The organism is Pseudoxanthomonas sp. JBR18, assembly GCF_028198165.1.
In the GTDB taxonomy this organism is placed as follows: domain Bacteria; phylum Pseudomonadota; class Gammaproteobacteria; order Xanthomonadales; family Xanthomonadaceae; genus Pseudoxanthomonas_A.
In genome coordinates this window covers 574,319-590,725 of the sequence record NZ_CP116339.1, presented here as the reverse complement: position 1 = coordinate 590,725, position 16,407 = coordinate 574,319, and the positions used below count along the sequence as shown (strand labels likewise).

Below are 16,407 nucleotides of genomic sequence, written 5' to 3'. Positions count from 1 at the left end.
GCATTGTTCAAGGAGCGGGCGCAGGATTGACCCGCATCCCGACGTGGGGGAGGGAGCAGGCCCGCAACTGGTGAAAGCCATTGCGGGCTTTTTATTGCCCGTCGATGGCTCGGCTGCAGCCATGGCGGCCTGCCGCTGCGGTTCAAGCCCGCACCGTTGTCATCGCTGCGTTCCGCTCGACGGGACGCCGGCGGGCCCATCGCCAGGGGGCAGGCGATAGAATGACCGCATGGATACCACCACTCCCCGCCAGATCCCGCTGCAGGTCGTGACGGCCGCACCGACCGCTTCGCTGGAAGCGGGCTCCAAGCAGCTCGGTGGCGACAAGATCGGCAGGTCGCCGGTTCAGTTCGCCGACGCGCCGGCGCTGCGCAAGCCCTCCTGGATCCGCGTTCGGATCCCCTCCGGCAACGCGGTCGCCAACCTCAAGGCCAAGCTCCGCGAGAACCGCCTGGTGACCGTCTGCGAGGAAGCCAGCTGCCCGAACATCCACGAGTGCTTCGGCCACGGCACGGCGACCTTCATGATCCTGGGCGAGGTCTGCACCCGGCGCTGCTCGTTCTGCGACGTGGCCCACGGTCGTCCCAAGCCGCCTGATGCCAACGAGCCGGCCAGCCTGGGCAACACCGTGGCCGACATGGGTTTGAAGTACGTCGTGGTCACCAGCGTGGATCGCGACGACCTGCGTGATGGCGGTGCCCAGCATTTCGTCGACTGCATCACCGCGATCCGCGAGCGCTCGCCGGGCACGCGCATCGAGGTCCTGACCCCGGATTTCCGCGGCAAGGGCCGGATGGAGCGCGCGCTGGAGATCCTGGCGCAGAACCCGCCGGATGTGTTCAACCACAACATCGAGACCGTGCCGGACCTGTATCGCAACGTGCGTCCCGGTGCCGACTACCAATGGTCGCTGACCCTGCTGAAGAACTTCAAGGCGCAGCATCCGGACATCCCCACCAAGTCCGGCATCATGCTGGGCCTGGGCGAAACGTTCGAACAGATCCAGGCCACGATGCGCGACCTGCGCGCGCACGATGTGGACATGATCACCATCGGTCAGTACCTGCAGCCCACCGCGCACCACCATCCGGTCCTGCACTACTGGACGCCTGAGGACTACAAGGCGCTGGAGCGCTACGGCTACGAGCTGGGCTTCAGCCACGTCGCGTCCGGGCCGATGGTGCGCTCGTCCTACCATGCCGACCAGCAGGCCATGGGCGCGGGTGTCGCCGGCTGAACGTGCCTACGCCCTTCCGCTGCGTGATCGTGACGCCGCCGGCCCCGAGGTCCGGCGGCGTTTTGTTTCGAGGCTCGGGCGCAGGTCTCGTTCACGTTTCGCTACCAATGCCCCGCTAGGCTGGAATCGCAGGTGACAGTGCGCGCAACTTTCGGCACTGTGACGTTGTCGATACGTCCAGCCATTCCCCATACACGTCACAGTCGGCGTCCGCGCCGCGAGTCCACTGAATGAAAGCCAAGCTCTCCTACACCCTGTTGGCCCTCGCCCTGACGGTTCCCGCCGTGCTCATCGCGCAGGCCGACACCGCCAAACCGGCGGCCCCCACCGACACCAGCGTGGTGCCGATGGGCCCCACGGCCGACCAGCAGACCACCTCCAAGCTGGTGTACGGACTGCTTTCGGACAGCCGCTACGCCTACCGGCCGCGGCAGCTGGACGATGCGCTCTCGGCGGACATCTACAAGCGTTACCTGGACGCGCTGGATGGCAGCAAGCAGTTCTTCACCGCGCAGGACATCCAGGGCTTCATGCCCTACGAGACCAAGCTGGACGACGCCATCAAGAGTGGCCAGCTGGCGCCGGCGTACGACATCTTCGCCGTGTACCGCAAGCGCGTCGCCGAGCGCGTCGCCTACGCGCGCAATCTGGTCAAGCACCAGAACTTCGATTTCAACACTGACGCGCGTTGGTACTACGACCGCGAGAAGGCGCCGTGGGCTGCCAACGGCAAGGAGCTGGACGACATCTGGTACAAGTCGGTGATGAACGACTGGCTGCGCCTGAAGCTGGCCGGCAAAAAGCCCGACGCCATCGCCCAGACCCTGGACAAGCGCTACGCCAACATCCAGCGCAGTGTGGACGAGCTGGATAGCGAGGACGTCTTCCAGTCCTTCATGAACGCCTATACCTCGGCGATCGACCCGCATACCGATTACTTCACGCCCAAGACCGCCGAGAACTTCAACCAGCAGATGTCGCTGTCCCTGGAGGGCATCGGCGCGGTGCTGCAGCGCCAGGACGACACCGTGGTGATCCGCGAAATCGTCCCCGGCGGCCCGGCCGACCTGTCCAAGAAGCTGCAGCCTGGCTCGCGCATCGTCGGCGTGGGGCAGGGCAGCGATGGTGCGATCACCGACGTGATCGGCTGGCGCACCGACGACGTGGTCGACCTGATCCGCGGCAAGAAGGGCACCCGCGTGCGCCTGGAGTTCATCCCGCCCGAGGGCGGCCTGGACGGCGCGCACAGCATGGTCACCATCGTGCGCGACAAGGTGAAGCTGGCCGAGCAGGCCGCCAAGAGCGAGATCATGACCCTGCCAGCCAGCGGCGATGAGCCCGAGCGCCGCATCGGCGTGGTCAAGCTGCCGGCGTTCTATCAGGACTTCGAGGGGCGTCGTCGCGATCCGAACAACTACACCTCGGCCACGCGCGACGTGCGCAAGCTGCTGGACGGCTTCAAGAAGCAGCACCTCGACGGCGTGGTGATGGACCTGCGCAACAACGGCGGCGGTTCGCTGGACGAGGCGGTCGACCTGACCGGGCTGTTCATCGACCAGGGCCCGGTGGTCCAGGTGCGTGAATCCGGCGGCCGTGTCTCGGTCAGTGGCGACACCACCCCGGGCGTGTCCTGGGATGGTCCGCTGGCGGTGCTGATCAACCGTGGGTCGGCCTCGGCCTCGGAAATCTTCGCCGGCGCCATCCAGGACTACGGCCGTGGCCTGGTGATTGGCGAGACCAGCTTCGGCAAGGGCACCGTGCAGAACCTGATCGACCTGGACCGGTGGCCGGCCAACGAAGGCGGGCAGCGCTTCGGCCAGCTGAAGTTGACCATCGCCCAGTTCTTCCGGGTGGCCGGTGGCAGCACCCAGCACAAGGGTGTGGTGCCGGACATCGCCTTCCCGGTGACGGTGGATGCGACCGAATACGGTGAGGACACCTACGACAACGCCTTGCCGTGGACCAAGATCGCCCCGGTCCAGCACACCCAGTACGGCAATTTCGCGCCGATCCTGCCCAAGCTGGAAGCCATGCACGACACCCGGGTCAAGACCGACAAGGAGTACCAGTGGTGGTCCGAGGACGTGGCGACCTTCCGCGCCGAGGCGGCCAAGAAGTACGTCTCGCTCAACGAGGCCGATCGCCGTGGCGAGCGCGACAAGCAGCAGACCCAGCGCAAGGAGCGCCAGGAAGAGCGCAAGACGCTTGGCCTGCCGCTGGACCCGCTGGCCGGCGACCTGGCTGACGACGGGCTGGGCGCGAGCGAGCGCGACATCGTCAAGGATGCCCAGCGCGAGAAGCTGGCCGATGAGCGTCCGGACCCGCTGCTGCATGAGTCCGCTGCGATCCTGGGAGACGCCATCCAGGTCCTGGATCAGGACCAGAAGCTGTCGGCCGTGGTCCTGCCCGAGTCCACCGCGCCGGGCAGCTGGGCCGACTGAGCCTCGCACACCGCAAGCACGTCGCGACGGGCGCCTGAGGGCGCCCGTCGTGCATTGGGGTTCCCGAAGTGGGGTGCAGTCGTGCAACGCCACTTTCCAGGTGTCCTGGCCTTGCGCGCCGGTCGAGGGGCCTGCGGCTCCCCTAGACTGTGCGGCCCCCACGCCGGCCGCCCCCATGTCGCCCCCCGATTCCAGCACCGCCCCGTCCCGCCACGCTGGTCTTGCCGTGCTGACGGCGTTGTTGCTGGTGTACGTGGTCTGGGGGTCGACCTACCTGGGGATCCGGGTGGCGCTGGAGCACCACATGCCGCCGCTGCTGGTGACCTCCGGGCTGCGCTTCGTGGTCGCCGGCAGCCTGACGTTCGCGGTCCTGCGCTGGCGTGGCGTGGCTGGGCCGACCCGGGCGCAGTGGCGCAACGTGGCGATCATGGGTGCGCTGCTGCTGGGCATGGGCAACGGCCTGGTGGTGTTGGCCGAAACCACGGTCTCTTCCGGGCTGGCGGCCGTGGCGGTGGCCTCGATGCCGGTGTGGATGGGGCTGTTCGGCCTGCTGCGCGGGCAGCGCGCGACGCGGGCCGAATGGGTTGGCATCGTGCTCGGCTTTGCCGGCGTGGTCTGGCTCAATGCGGGGGGCACGCTCACCGGCAGTCCGATGGGTCTGCTGTGCCTGTTGGTCGCGCCGGCGGCCTGGGCGTTCGGCTCGGTGTGGTCGCGCGGGCGCGACCTGCCGACGCCGGTGATGACCGCCGCCGCGCAGATGCTCTGTGGCGGGATCCTGCTGATGCTGGTCGGCGCGTTGCGCGGCGAGGGGTTCCCGCATTGGCCGCCGCCGCTGCAGGGCGTGCTGGCCGTGGGCTATCTGGCCGTGTTCGGTTCGATCGTGGCCTTCACCGCCTATGTATGGCTGCTGCACCACGTGCGTCCGGCACTGGCTGGCAGCTACGCCTACGTCAATCCGGTGATCGCGGTGGCGTTGGGGGCCTGGCTGTTGGGCGAGCGCTTCACCGCGCATGACCTGGGAGCGATGGTGGTGATCCTGGCCGGCGTGGTGGTGATCAGCCTGGCCAAGGTGCGCAGGAAATGACGGCGGTCGCGGCCGTGGACCGGCGCGGCGTCGCGGCGACCGTCGCTGCGTTCGTCGCCTGGGGCCTGTTTCCGCTGTACTGGCACCTGCTGCGCGAGGTGCCGGCACTGCAGATCATCGCCCACCGGGTGGTGTGGAGCGCCGTGCTGGTGGTCGGATGGCTGACGCTGTGCCAAGGGGGTGGGTGGCTGCGGCGGATCGCCGCCCAGCCGCGTGCGCTGCCCACGCTGGCGGCCAGCAGCGTGTTGATCAGCTTCAACTGGGGGCTGTACATCTGGGCGGTGAACAACGGCCATGTGGTGGAAAGCAGCCTGGGTTACTTCATCAATCCGCTGGTGAGCGTGCTGCTGGGGGTCCTGGTGCTGGGCGAGCGGCTGACCCGGCTGCAATGGGTGTCGGTGGTGCTGGCCGGGCTGGGCGTGGCATGGCTGACCTGGCAGACCGGACGAGCACCGTGGATCGCGATCGGCCTGGCGACCTCCTTTGGTGCCTACGGCCTGCTGCGCAAGCTGGTGCAGGTGGACGCGGTGCCGGGCCTGGGCCTGGAAAGCCTGTACCTGCTGCTGCCGGCGCTCGGGCTGGTGGCCTGGGGCGAGACCGGGCACGGGGGCGGTTTCCATGCCGGCTGGGGCCTGGGCACGGACCTGCTGCTGGTCCTGGGGGGCGTGATCACGGCCGGGCCGCTGGTCGGCTTCGCCTATGGCGTGCGGCGCATTCCGTTGTCATTGGTGGGGCTGTTGCAGTACATCGCGCCGACGTTGCAACTGCTGCTTGGGGTGGTGGTGTTCGGGGAGCCCTTCGGCGCGGCGCGTGCCATCGGCTTCGTCCTGATCTGGGTCGGGCTGGTGGCGTTCATCGGCGATACCCTGTTGCGCACCCGTCGCCTGCGGGTCTGAGGCTGGCAGCATCACAAGGCTCTCAAGTCCAGGAGGGCACCATGCGGCCCATGAAGGACGACGTGATTCCCATCGCCCCGGTGGCCGACGTACATCGCACCGTGATGGAAGCGGCCGCGTCGGCCGACGATGCCCACGCGGCGCTGGCCCTGGTGGTGGACACCGAGGGCTCGACCTATGTGCGGGCCGGGGCGATGGCACTGTTCGACGGGCAGGGCGGTCAGGTGGGCTGGCTGAGCGGCGGCTGCCTGGAACCGGAGATCGAGACCAGGGCGCTGGCCGCCGCACAGGCTGGTCAAGTCGATTGGATGGAACTGGACACCCGTGCAGATGAGGATCTGCTCTCCGGCTCGGCGGTGGGGTGCCGTGGCCGGTTGCTGCTGGCGCTGCTGCCGCTGGCCTGGCTACCGGGCTGGACGCGCGCGGTGGAGGCGTGGCGCGACGGGACGGACCTGGAGCTGACACTGCGCAGCGTTGGCGAGCAGCGCATCGCGCTGGGACTGGGCCAGACCGACTGGCGTCTCCCAAGCACGCCGGTGCCGGGCCAGGTCCAGGCCGGCGTGCGTCTGTTGCTCAAGGCGCCCCCGCGCATGGTGCTGTTCGGCGCCGGGCCGGAGACCCCCTGGCTGTTGCCGTTGCTGCGCGACGCCGGCTGGGTCATCACCCTGGTCGAGCGTCGTCCGCGTTGGTCGCCGGACACCGGCGTCACCCCGATGCCCGATCACTGGGAAGCCAGGACACCTGCGGCCGGCGTGATGCAGCCATCGGTCGCCGGCGCCGATGCAGCGCTGGTGATGCACCACAATTTCGAACTGGATCGCGAGGCGCTGGAGGCGCTGGCGGCGTCCGATATTCCCTTCATCGGCCTGCTCGGTCCGCGCCGTCGCCGGGACGACCTGTTCCGGCTGCTGCCAGCCGCGGCGGTGTCGGCCCTGGGCAAGCGCCTGCGCTCGCCGGTGGGCCTGGACCTGGGGGGGCGCGGGGCACAGGCCATCGCCCTGAGCATCGCCGCGCAGCTGCAGGCCTGGCACCACGGGCGCGTGGCGTGAGCGGTCATGTCGCCATCGTGCTCGCAGCCGGTGGCAGCCGCCGCCTGGGACGTCCCAAGCAGTTGATCCGACGTAACGGCGAAACGCTGGTGAGCCGTGCGTTGCGCCTGGCACGGGCCACCTCACCCCGGCGCCTGTTACTGGTGGTCGGCGCACGCGCCGCCGAGATCGTCGGCCTGGTCCAGGCCGACGATGTGCAGGTGGTGGTCAACCCGCGCTGGCGCGATGGCCTGTCCAGCAGCGTCCTGGCCGCGCGTGCCGCACTGGCCGAAGAGCAGGACCCTGCCACCGGGTGCATGCTGCTGGCCTGCGATCAGCCCGCACTGGAGATCGACCATTTGACCGCGCTCCTGCACGCCGCCGCGCAGGCGCCGGCAGGCTGTGCTGGCATCGTCCACGGCGCGCGGATCGGCATCCCCGCCGTGGTGTCCCTGGCGCAGCTGCGCCAGGCCGATCCCCATGGCGATGCCGGGCTGCGCGAACTCCTCAACGCCATGCCGCCCGCGTGCGCCGGCATGGTCGTGGCGCCACAGCTGTGCATGGACCTGGATACGCCCCCCGATCTGGACCTCGCCGCGCAACAGGGATTGATCGATCGCGCCAGCGTCTAGCCACCGCGCCGCGCCGCGCTCGCGGCACGGCGTGGCTGTCATCAGCGCGCGGCGCGCGCCACCAGGCCGGAGGCGGGAGCGGGCAGCGTGGTGCCTGCGCGCGGGCACTGCGATGGCGCATCGGCGGTCTGCGCGAACCATGCATCCACCGTGGGCGCCAGGCGATCCAGGCGCATCGGCAGGCTCAGATGGGTTTCACCCGGAACCTCGATGTAACGGTCGTGGCGCGGCCTCGGCGAGCGTGCGGCCATGCGCGACCGGGATGTGGTGGTCGTTGCGCCCGTGGATGAGCAGCACGCAGGCTGGGGTGGCGCGCAGGGCCTTGGTCACGTCCACGCTGTCCAGATCCAGGTTGAGTTGTGCATCGGCTGCGGCGATCACCGCATCCAGGTCCTGGCGGCCGTAGGTGGCCTGTGCGATCAGGGTCGCGGCGGCCGTCTTCCAGGTGTCAGGGCGCGCGCTGAGCATGTGCGGGACCATGTCGCGGATGCCGCGTCCGGCGTTGGCGAAGGACTCCATCGCCACCACGCCCGCCACCTGATGGCCCAGGTCGTGCGCGGCAAAGATCGCCGTGGCCGCGCCATAGGACACGCCGAACAGATACAGCGGCCCGCTGATCTCACCGCGCGCGCGCAGCTCGCCGACCACCTTGGCCACGTCCTCACCCTCGCGCGTGCCATAGCCGGTGGGTCCACGGCCGGAGCGACCGTGGTTGCGCAGATCCAGGGTGATGGTGCGATACCCGGCCTGGGCCAACTGCAGCGCCCAGGGCATTAGCGAGTCGCCATCCATCATCCAGCCGTGCAGCAGGATCACGGTGCCGCGCGGCGCCAGGTGCGTGCCAGGGGTCTTGAAGCCGATGCCGAAGGCCACCTGCTGCATCGCGGTGCCATCGGGATTGCCGGTGTAGCGGTACTCCAGCGCGTAGTCGCCCGGATCCAGCGCCCGCCAGAAGATCGGGACATCGCCCGCGCCCGCCAGTCGGCCGCTGCGGGTGGGCAGCCGCGCCATCAGGCTTTCCACGCGTGCGCCATCCAGCAGTGGAGACACGCCGCCGGGGGCGACGAGGCGTTCACTCAGCGAGGTGGACGTGGGCGGGATGCAGGCGGCCAGCACAATGCAGCAGGCGCAGACCAGCAGGAACAGGCGGGACATCGGCGTGGAGACGACAGGATGGCCCGGCAGGCTAGCGATGTGCCGGTGATGGTGCTATCGCACCGGCATGACAATGTCATGACACCTGCAACCTGCGCCGACCGGTGGCGCCTGCCAGGGCGTGTGCCTGGCAGGCGCGCGGCGAGGGTGGCTTACACCTCGCGCAGGGCCACGGTGATCGGCTGACGCGCGGCGCGCAGGGCGGGGAACAGACCGCCGACGAAGCCGATCGCCAGCGCCCACTTGATGCCGGTCCACAGCACCGCCGGAGACACGTCGAAGGCGAAGGTCAGCTGGCCCACGCCGCCGGCCAGGGTCGAGGCGGTGAAGCCGTTGAAGATCACCCAGGCCAGCACGCCGCCGAGCACGCCGCCCAGCAGGGCCAGCAGCATGGTCTCCAGCATCACCGCCACCACCACCGGCAGGCCGCGGAAGCCGATGGCGCGCAGGGTGGCGATTTCGCGGGCGCGCGCGGCGACGGTGGCGAACATGGTGTTGAGCGCGCCGAACACCGCGCCGATGCCCATGATCGCGCCCACCACCATGCCGATGATGCGGATGACGGTGGTCATCTGCTGGGACTGCTTGCTGTAGTAGTCCAGCGTGGTGTCGGCCTCCACGTCCAGCTGCGGGTTGGCGGCCAGCGCCGCCTTGAATCCGGCGAAGGCCTGCGGGCTGGTCAGCTTGGCGGTGACCGAGGCACGGGTGCTGCCGCGGCGATAGGTGGTGGCCACCACTTCGGCATCAGCCCACAGCTCCGAGTCGCTGGCATCGCCGGCGCGGAAGATGCCGGTCACCGTCCACAGCTGGCTGCCCAGGCGGATCTGCTTGCCCGGTTCCAGCCCCTTGAACTGGCGCTGGGCACCGACGCCGGCCATCAGTTCGCGCCGCCCGGGCGTGAACTTGCCGCCCTCCACGACCTTGACGTTGGGGCGCACGGTCCAGGCGGCCGGGCCGACGCCGCGCAATTGCACGCTGCCGGTTTCGTCCGGCCCTCCCTTGCGCAGTGGCAGGTTGGCCGCGACCACCAGTTCGGGCGAGACCAGCGGCTGGTTGTCGGCACTGCGTGCCACGCCCGGCGCCTGCGCAATCTGGTTGACCGCGTCGTGCGAGAGCGTGGACATCACCTCGGCCGAGGACGCGCCGCGCAGCACGATGGCCGTGTCCTCGCTGCCGCTGGCGCGCAGCGTGGCGCGATAGCCCTCGGCCATGGCCAGCAGTGCCACCAGCACCGCGACCACGCCGGCGATGCCGACCACGATCACCGCCGAGGAGCCGATGCGCTCGCGCAGCGTGCTCAGCCCGACTTGGGTGACCGAGCCGGCCTGGCGACCGCGTCGGGTCAGCAGCATCCATGCGGCGAACACCACCGCCAGCGCCAGCAGCACGAACCACGGCAGGCCCAGCCAGGCCGCCAGGCCGATCAGCACGACGACGAACAGCCCCACGCCGCGAGCAAAGGATTTCAGGAAGCGCATGTCAGGTCTCCTCAGCGCCCGGCCAGGGCATCGACGATGTTCAAACGCCCGGCGCGCAGCGCGGGCAGCAGGCCGACCAGCAGGCCGATGCCCACCATCAGCGACAGGCCCAGCGCCCAGCTGTGCAGGCCCACCGGCGGCAGGTTGAGCATCCCGCCGCTGCCGGCAGTCAGGATCGGACCCAGCAGAGCGGCGATGCCCAGTCCGATCACCCCGCCCAGCACCACCTGCAGCACCGACTCGGCCAGCACCAGGGACAGCACCGCGCCATCGCGGAAGCCCAGCACCTTGAGCACCGCCAGCTCGGCGGTGCGCTCGCGCACGGCCAGGGCCATGGTGTTGCCGGTCAGCAGCAGCAGGGTGAAGAACACCGCGCCCATGATCGAGCCGACGATCAGGCCGATGTCGGCGGTCTGCTTCATCCACGAGGCCATCGCTGCCGATTCGGTCTGGGTCTTGGTCTCGTGGTCGGAGTTGACCGACAGCGCGTCGATGGCCTTGGCCACGCGATCGGCCTGGTTGGGATCGGCCACGCCGGCCACGTACCAGCCCACGTCGCCGTCGACGTAGGGCGAGGACTCCTCGAAGTACTTGTAGTGCATCAGGATCATCTGGTCGTCCCAGCCCGAGGTGCTGCTCTCGGCGCCGCGCATGACGCCGACGATGTCGAATGCCCAGTTCTTGCTGCCGTCACTGTTGGGGAAGATGGTCGAGATCAGCGGGATCTTCTGCCCGACCTTCCAGTTGAAGCGCTTCATCAGCGCCTGCCCGACCAGGATGCCGGTGCGGGTGTTGGCGAAAGCTTCGCGCTGGGCCGGATCGACCTCGATCTCCGGATACAGGTCCAGATAGTTGGGTGCCACCGCAAAGCTGAAGATCTGGTTGCGCGCGTCTTGGTAGGCGCCGCCGAACCAGTTGGCGTAGGTCACCTTGGTCACCCCGTCGACCCGCGCGATGCGGTCGTTGAGCGAGAGCGGCAAGGTATCGATGAAGGACAGGCGCGAACCGGTCTGCAGACGCTTGGCGCCCAGCGCGCTCTGGCCGGCCTGGGCGAAGCTTTCGCGCACGCCGTTGAGCAGGCCGAACAGCAGGAACGCCGCCAGGATCGAGACCAGCGTGAGGATCGTGCGGGTCTTGCGCCGCAGCAGCGCGGCCCAGACCAGGTGCAGGTATTTCATGGCCGGCTCCTTACGCGTGGGCGGGTTGTTCGACCAGCACGCCCTTGTCCAGGTGCAGGGTGTGGCTGGCGTACTCGGCCGCCTTGGGGTCGTGGGTGACCATCACGATGGTCTTGCCGTGCTCGCGGTTGAGCATCTGCAGCAGGCCCAGGATTTCCTCGGCGCTGTTGCGGTCCAGGTCGCCGGTGGGCTCGTCGCAGATCAGCAGGGTGGGGTCGGAGACGATGGCGCGGGCGATGGCCACGCGCTGCTGCTGGCCGCCGGACAACTCGTTGGGCTTGTGCGACTTGCGGTCGGCCAGACCGACCAGGGTGAGCGCGATTTCCGCATTGCGCTTGCGCTGGGCGCCTGACAGATGGGTGAGCAGCAGCGGCAGCTCGACGTTCTTCTGCGCGGTCAGCATCGGCATCAGGTTGTAGAACTGGAACACGAAGCCGACGTGGTCGCTGCGCCACTGCGCCAGCTGGCCGGCGGACATGGACTCCAGGTGCTGACCGTCGATCTCGATCTGGCCATCGCTGGCCGTATCCAGCCCGCCGATCAGGTTGAGCAGGGTGGTCTTGCCCGAGCCGGAAGGCCCCATCAGCGCGACGAAGTCGCCGGCGGCGATGTCCAGATCCAGCCCATGCAGCACGTGCACTTTTTCCGGGCCACGTTGGTAGGTCTTGGTGAGGTTGCGGATGGAAACCAGGGACGTCATGGCGTTGCCTCGTGCGGTCTGCTCGGGTGGACGGGCCCGATCGGAAGGACGGCATGCGCACGGAAGGTCCGACTCCGGCGCGACTGCTGCGTTACGAACGACGGTCGAGCATGCGGCGCCTCGACATCCTGGCGCCGCGCAATGGCGCGATGGTTACGTGCCGGCGCCGGCGGTGGTATCCACCGCGTCGCCATCCTTGAGTGTCGGCGGTGGGTCGAGGACCACGGTCTCGCCCGCCTGCAGGCCGCCGAGGATCTGGCGGTCGTTGGCGAGCGTGGCACCCGCCTTGAGCGTGCGCTGCTCCACCTTGTCTGCGTTCACCACGAATGCGGCCGGCGCGCCATCGCGCTCGGTGACCGCGGCGGCCGGCACGCGCACACCCGGCGGGGTGGCGTCCTGTTGCTTCGGTGCGGCTTCCAGGAAGCTCACGTTCACGCCCATCTCCGGGACGATGCGCGGATCCTTCACCTTCAACGCGATGCGCACCTTGACCGTGGCCTTGCCGCGGTCGGCGGTGGGGATCACCGCGATGACCTCGGCCGGGATCTTCCAGTCCGGGTAGGCGTTGAGCGTGGCTTCCACCGGCATCTTGGGCTGCACGCGGCCGATGTAGGCCTCGCCGACGTCCACTTCGACCTCCAGCGAGTCCATGTCCACGATGGTGCCGATGCCGGTGCGGGTGAAGCCGCCGCCGGCCGACAGCGGCGAGACGATCTCGCCAGGCTGGGCGGCCTTGGCCGTGATCACCCCGGAGAACGGCGCGCGCACCACGGTGTAGTCCTTGCCGATGTCGGAGATCTTCAGCTGGTCGCGCGCGACCTGCACGTTGCGGCGCGCGGTTTCCAGCTGGGCGCGCAGCGCATCGCGCGTGGCGACCTGCTGGTCGTACTGCGAGCGCGAGACCAACTGCTGCTCGACCAGCGACTGCAGGCGTCCGGCCTCGGCCTGCGCCTGGGTGAGCTGGGCCTGCACGTTCTGCACCTGGCTCTGCGCCGAGGCCATCTGCGAACGCGCCAGGCGCTGCTCGGCATCGGCGTTGATCGGGTCCAGGCGCGCCAGGACCTGGCCTTCATCCACGTGCTGGCCTTCCTCGATCATCACCTCTTCCACGCGCCCGGTGATCTGCGCCGAGACCGTGGCGATGCGACGCGCCACCACATAGCCGGTGGCATCGAGCACCGAGGCGGACTGCGACCCGCCGCTGCCCATGGCCACCACCGTTGCGGTGCGCACCGGGACCGGCTTGGCCCGGCCCAGCATCCACCAGGCGATGGCCGCCAGCAGCGCCAGCACCACCAGGACGACGAGCGTGATCCACAGCCCCTTGCGCGAGGGTGGGGGCGGCGCCTTGCCGCGGTCGATGCGAAGCTCTTTCAACAGTTCGGCGGAAGCGTTCATAGGTCCATGGATGACGTCGTCGAAGCAGGAATGTGACCGACCGGATGGTTCGCACCAAGTTGCCGGAAGTCACAACATGTCGGGCATCAGGATGCGCAGCGGCCCGTGCGCGGGCCAGTGACAGCTGTCATCTCGATTGGATGATGGCCTGCACTGATGTCACCCCTTCCCCGGGACGCAGGCTAACCGCATCGTCCGGTAACCGCAGATACGTCCATGTCCCCGATCGAGATGATCGCTTCACCGGCCCGCCTGTCCGCGGTCCACAAACGCTACGGCGCGCAGCTGGCCCTCCACGGGCTGGACCTGGCGTTGGAACCCGGGCGCGTACTCGCGCTGTTGGGCCCCAACGGCGCGGGCAAGAGTACGGCGGTATCCGTGCTGTTGGGCCTGCAACAGCCCGATGCCGGGCAGGTGCGTCTGTGCGGCCGGCCTCCCGATCAACTGGCCGCGCGCCGGGCGGTCGGGGTGATGCTGCAGCAGGCCGCGCTGCCCGACACCCTGTGCGTGGGCGAACTGCTTGCCCAGGCGCGCGGTTACTACGCCACGCCGCTGAGTGTGGCCGACTGCATAGGCATGGCCGGGCTCGATGGGCTGCTGCGGCGCCGCTATGGCCAACTCTCCGGAGGGCAGCAGCGGCGGGTGCAGTTCGCCTTGGCCATCTGTGGCCACCCGCAGGTGTTGTTTCTCGACGAGCCCACGACGGGCCTGGACATCGAGGCGCGGCAGCAGCTATGGGCCGCCATCCGCACGCTGGCCGCCGCCGGCTGCGCGGTGCTGCTGACCACGCACTACCTGGAGGAAGCCGAGGCCCTGGCCGACGAGGTGGTGGTCCTGCAGGCCGGGCGCATCGTGGCCCAGGGCAGCGTGGCCCAGATCCGTGCCCGGGTGCTGCAGCGCTGCATCCGCGCGCAGACTGCGATCGATCCCGAAGCGGTGCTGGACTGGCCCGGCGTGCGCGCCGCGCGTCGCGACGGCGCGGTGCTGGAGATCCACGCCGAACCGGCCGAAGCGGTGGTCGCCCGCTTGCTGCGGGACGATCCACAGCTGTGCGACCTGGAAATCCAACGCGCCGGCCTGGCCGACGCATTTCTCGCCATCACCCGGGAAGCCGCATGAACGCCACCGTCCCCAACGCACCCTCCACGCTGCGCCTATACCTGCACGAGGCGCGCTACGAATGCCTGCGCCTGTTGCGCACGCCCTCGTTCGCGCTGCCGACACTGATCTTTCCGCTGATGTTCTACCTGCTGTTCGGCGTGCTGCTCAATCGCGCCAACCCCGAAGCCAGCCGCTACCTGATGGCCAGCTACAGCGTATTCGGGGTGATGGGGCCGGGGCTGTTCGGCTTCGGCGTCAGCCTGGCGCTGGATCGCGAACGCGGCCTGCTGACCCTCAAACGCGCATTGCCGGTCCCGGCCGGCGCGCCGCTGGCCGCCAAGATGGTCATGGCGATGTTGTTTGCCACCTGCATCGGCGTGCTGCTGATGCTGGCCGGGCGCATGCTGGGCGGCGTGCAGTTGTCGCTGGCGCAGATGGCCACGTTGCTGGCGATCGATGTGCTGGGCGTGCTGCCGTTCTGCGCGCTGGGTCTGCTGATCGGCACGCTGGTCAGCGGCAGTGGCGCACCGGCGGTGGTCAATCTGGTCTACCTGCCCCTGGCGCTGCTGTCGGGCCTGTGGTTGCCGCTGTCGATATTGCCGCCCTTCTTCGGCCAGATCGCGCCGCTCTGGCCGGCCTGGCACCTGGGCCAGCTGGCGCTGAAGGTGGTGGGGCAAGACGCGGGGCACCCGGCCTGGCTGCATGTGCTGGTGCTGATCGTGGTGACCGCCGCCTGCTTAGGCCTGGCCCGGCGCCGGCTGCAGCGCGCGTGAGCACGACGCGCGCGCGTGGCCTGCATCTGGCTGGCAAGATCGGCGCATGCCCGTGAGTCCTTCGCCATGATCCGCCGCTCGCTGCCCGCCTGGCTCACCCCGGACGCCGATTCCGATGCCGCCGAGCGCATGCGCCAGGGCAAGTCGCCCTGGACCGAGGCGGTGCACCTGCTGTGGTCGGCCTGGGTGTTCGTGGTGCCGCTGTTCGGAAATGGCGGCTATAACCTGTCCTGGGCAGGGTGGACGCTGCTGTCCTATCCCACGTTCCTGTTCCTGTATGCGATGACCCTGCTGCGTTCGCGGCGCACCAGCAATCGCTATGCGCTGGCGATGATCGTGATGAGCACGGCCCTGCTGCCGGTGTATCCCTCGGGCATCAGCTACTTCGTGTTCGGCTGCCTGAGCTTGTCCATCGACGGGCCGCATTCGCTGCGCCGCTATCTCGGTCTGCTGATCCTGCTCAACCTGGCATTCCTGGCCTGTGCCTTGTGGCTGGGGTATCCGTGGCAGATGCTGGTGTGGTTGCCGATTTCGGTCCTGGGGACTGGTGCGGTGATCGGCGTGCAACAGCTCAACCGGCACAAGGATGCCGCCCTGCGCCTGAGCCACGAAGAGGTGCGACGCCTGGCCGCGGTGGCCGAGCGCGAGCGCATCGGCCGCGACCTGCACGATCTGCTCGGCCACACGCTCTCGCTGGTGGCGTTGAAGTCCGACCTGGCCGTGCGCCTGGTCGAACGCGATCCGGACGCCGCACGACGCGAGATGCTCGAGGTCAGCGGTGTCTCGCGCGAGGCACTGGCCCAGGTGCGGCGCGCGGTCAGCGGCATCCGGTCGGCCGAGCTGGCGGCCGAGTTGGCTTCAGCACGGCTGCTGCTGGAATCCTGTGGCGTGGCGTTGCGCTACCACGTCGACGACGTGCCGCTACCGCCCGCGGTGGAAACCGCCTTCGCCCTGGTCCTGCGCGAGGCAGTGACCAACGTGCAGCGGCACGCACAGGCGCGCTCGGTGCAGATCGCCGTGGCAGGCGACGACGCGGCCCTGTCGCTGCGCATCCACGACGACGGCCGCGGGGGGGACATGGTGCCGGGCAACGGCCTGGACGGCATGCGCGCCCGCGTGCAGGCGCTGGGCGGCACGCTGCAGGTCGAAGGCGCGCGCGGCAGCGGCACCACGGTCCTTGCGCGGGTGCCAAGGCCTGCATCGGTTGCCGCAAACCATGCCGTGGGAGCCGCCATCGCGGCGATGAAGCTACCCGGCTGAAGCTCATCGTCGCCATGGCGACTCCCACGGAAGCCGCAAGCCGCGC

The 16,407-nt window shown here is 69.1% G+C and carries 13 protein-coding genes and 1 pseudogene; 9 read left to right on the top strand and 5 right to left on the bottom strand.

Annotation, left to right across the window (positions count from 1 at the left end; translation table 11 throughout):
• Window positions 1-229: 229 nt before the first annotated feature.
• The 6 genes from lipA (at window position 230) to PJ250_RS02835 (ending at window position 7,318) form a co-directional block, all read left to right on the top strand.
• Window positions 230-1,237, top strand: a complete 1,008-nt coding sequence (lipA, locus tag PJ250_RS02860; protein ID WP_271647049.1) for a lipoyl synthase — start codon at window positions 230-232, stop codon at window positions 1,235-1,237.
• 230 nt (window positions 1,238-1,467) lie between these two features.
• Window positions 1,468-3,678, top strand: a complete 2,211-nt coding sequence (locus PJ250_RS02855) for a carboxy terminal-processing peptidase (RefSeq protein WP_271647048.1) — start codon at window positions 1,468-1,470, stop codon at window positions 3,676-3,678.
• 175 nt (window positions 3,679-3,853) lie between these two features.
• The gene (yedA, locus tag PJ250_RS02850) at window positions 3,854-4,762 is read left to right on the top strand and encodes a drug/metabolite exporter YedA (protein WP_271647047.1); all 909 of its coding nucleotides are present in this window, start codon (window positions 3,854-3,856) and stop codon (window positions 4,760-4,762) included.
• Complete coding sequence (gene rarD / locus PJ250_RS02845; protein ID WP_271647046.1) at window positions 4,759-5,658, top strand: EamA family transporter RarD; 900 nt, start codon at window positions 4,759-4,761, stop codon at window positions 5,656-5,658. The genes yedA and rarD overlap by 4 nt, the downstream gene beginning before the upstream one ends.
• A 41-nt stretch (window positions 5,659-5,699) precedes the next feature.
• Window positions 5,700-6,707 carry an XdhC family protein gene (locus PJ250_RS02840; RefSeq protein ID WP_271647045.1) on the top strand — a complete coding sequence of 336 codons (1,008 nt, stop codon included), beginning with the start codon at window positions 5,700-5,702 and terminating at the stop codon, window positions 6,705-6,707.
• Window positions 6,704-7,318, top strand: a complete 615-nt coding sequence (locus tag PJ250_RS02835) for a nucleotidyltransferase family protein (RefSeq protein WP_271647044.1) — start codon at window positions 6,704-6,706, stop codon at window positions 7,316-7,318. The genes PJ250_RS02840 and PJ250_RS02835 overlap by 4 nt, the downstream gene beginning before the upstream one ends.
• Before the next feature lie 41 nt (window positions 7,319-7,359).
• Here PJ250_RS02835 and PJ250_RS02830 read toward each other — a convergent pair.
• The 5 genes and pseudogenes from PJ250_RS02830 to PJ250_RS02810 all read right to left on the bottom strand — a co-directional run bounded on the left by PJ250_RS02830 (window position 7,360) and on the right by PJ250_RS02810 (window position 13,227).
• Window positions 7,360-8,473: pseudogene (locus PJ250_RS02830) on the bottom strand (alpha/beta fold hydrolase).
• A gap of 152 nt (window positions 8,474-8,625) precedes the next feature.
• Window positions 8,626-9,951 (bottom strand): ABC transporter permease, encoded by a 1,326-nt coding sequence (locus PJ250_RS02825; RefSeq protein ID WP_271647043.1) that lies wholly within the window; start codon window positions 9,949-9,951, stop codon window positions 8,626-8,628.
• A gap of 11 nt (window positions 9,952-9,962) precedes the next feature.
• Complete coding sequence (locus tag PJ250_RS02820) at window positions 9,963-11,129, bottom strand: ABC transporter permease (RefSeq protein ID WP_271647042.1); 1,167 nt, start codon at window positions 11,127-11,129, stop codon at window positions 9,963-9,965.
• Window positions 11,130-11,139: 10 nt separating this feature from the next.
• A complete protein-coding gene (locus PJ250_RS02815; protein ID WP_271647041.1) occupies window positions 11,140-11,829 on the bottom strand; it encodes an ABC transporter ATP-binding protein in 690 nt (229 codons plus the stop codon).
• Window positions 11,830-11,982: 153 nt separating this feature from the next.
• Window positions 11,983-13,227, bottom strand: a complete 1,245-nt coding sequence (locus tag PJ250_RS02810; protein ID WP_271647040.1) for an efflux RND transporter periplasmic adaptor subunit — start codon at window positions 13,225-13,227, stop codon at window positions 11,983-11,985.
• 231 nt (window positions 13,228-13,458) lie between these two features.
• Between PJ250_RS02810 and PJ250_RS02805 the strand changes: the two genes are divergently transcribed.
• The 3 genes from PJ250_RS02805 to PJ250_RS02795 all read left to right on the top strand — a co-directional run bounded on the left by PJ250_RS02805 (window position 13,459) and on the right by PJ250_RS02795 (window position 16,361).
• Entirely contained in the window at window positions 13,459-14,346 is an 888-nt protein-coding gene (locus tag PJ250_RS02805) for an ABC transporter ATP-binding protein (RefSeq protein WP_271648502.1), read from the top strand.
• Window positions 14,343-15,101, top strand: a complete 759-nt coding sequence (locus PJ250_RS02800; RefSeq protein WP_271647039.1) for an ABC transporter permease — start codon at window positions 14,343-14,345, stop codon at window positions 15,099-15,101. Before PJ250_RS02805 ends, PJ250_RS02800 begins: the two co-directional genes overlap by 4 nt.
• 69 nt (window positions 15,102-15,170) lie before the next feature.
• Window positions 15,171-16,361, top strand: coding sequence for a sensor histidine kinase (locus PJ250_RS02795; protein ID WP_271648501.1), 1,191 nt, complete (start codon window positions 15,171-15,173; stop codon window positions 16,359-16,361).
• Window positions 16,362-16,407 lie beyond the last annotated feature (46 nt).

Bases quoted from the DNA above. Each gene is read 5' to 3' on its own strand.
- lipA (WP_271647049.1), top strand. From the start codon at position 230: ATGGATACCACCACTCCCCGCCAGATCCCGCTGCAGGTCGTGACGGCC.
- PJ250_RS02855 (WP_271647048.1), top strand. From the start codon at position 1,468: ATGAAAGCCAAGCTCTCCTACACCCTGTTGGCCCTCGCCCTGACGGTT.
- yedA (WP_271647047.1), top strand. From the start codon at position 3,854: ATGTCGCCCCCCGATTCCAGCACCGCCCCGTCCCGCCACGCTGGTCTT.
- rarD (WP_271647046.1), top strand. From the start codon at position 4,759: ATGACGGCGGTCGCGGCCGTGGACCGGCGCGGCGTCGCGGCGACCGTC.
- PJ250_RS02840 (WP_271647045.1), top strand. From the start codon at position 5,700: ATGCGGCCCATGAAGGACGACGTGATTCCCATCGCCCCGGTGGCCGAC.
- PJ250_RS02825 (WP_271647043.1), bottom strand. From the start codon at position 9,951: ATGCGCTTCCTGAAATCCTTTGCTCGCGGCGTGGGGCTGTTCGTCGTC.
- PJ250_RS02820 (WP_271647042.1), bottom strand. From the start codon at position 11,129: ATGAAATACCTGCACCTGGTCTGGGCCGCGCTGCTGCGGCGCAAGACC.
- PJ250_RS02815 (WP_271647041.1), bottom strand. From the start codon at position 11,829: ATGACGTCCCTGGTTTCCATCCGCAACCTCACCAAGACCTACCAACGT.
- PJ250_RS02810 (WP_271647040.1), bottom strand. From the start codon at position 13,227: ATGAACGCTTCCGCCGAACTGTTGAAAGAGCTTCGCATCGACCGCGGC.
- PJ250_RS02805 (WP_271648502.1), top strand. From the start codon at position 13,459: ATGATCGCTTCACCGGCCCGCCTGTCCGCGGTCCACAAACGCTACGGC.
- PJ250_RS02800 (WP_271647039.1), top strand. From the start codon at position 14,343: ATGAACGCCACCGTCCCCAACGCACCCTCCACGCTGCGCCTATACCTG.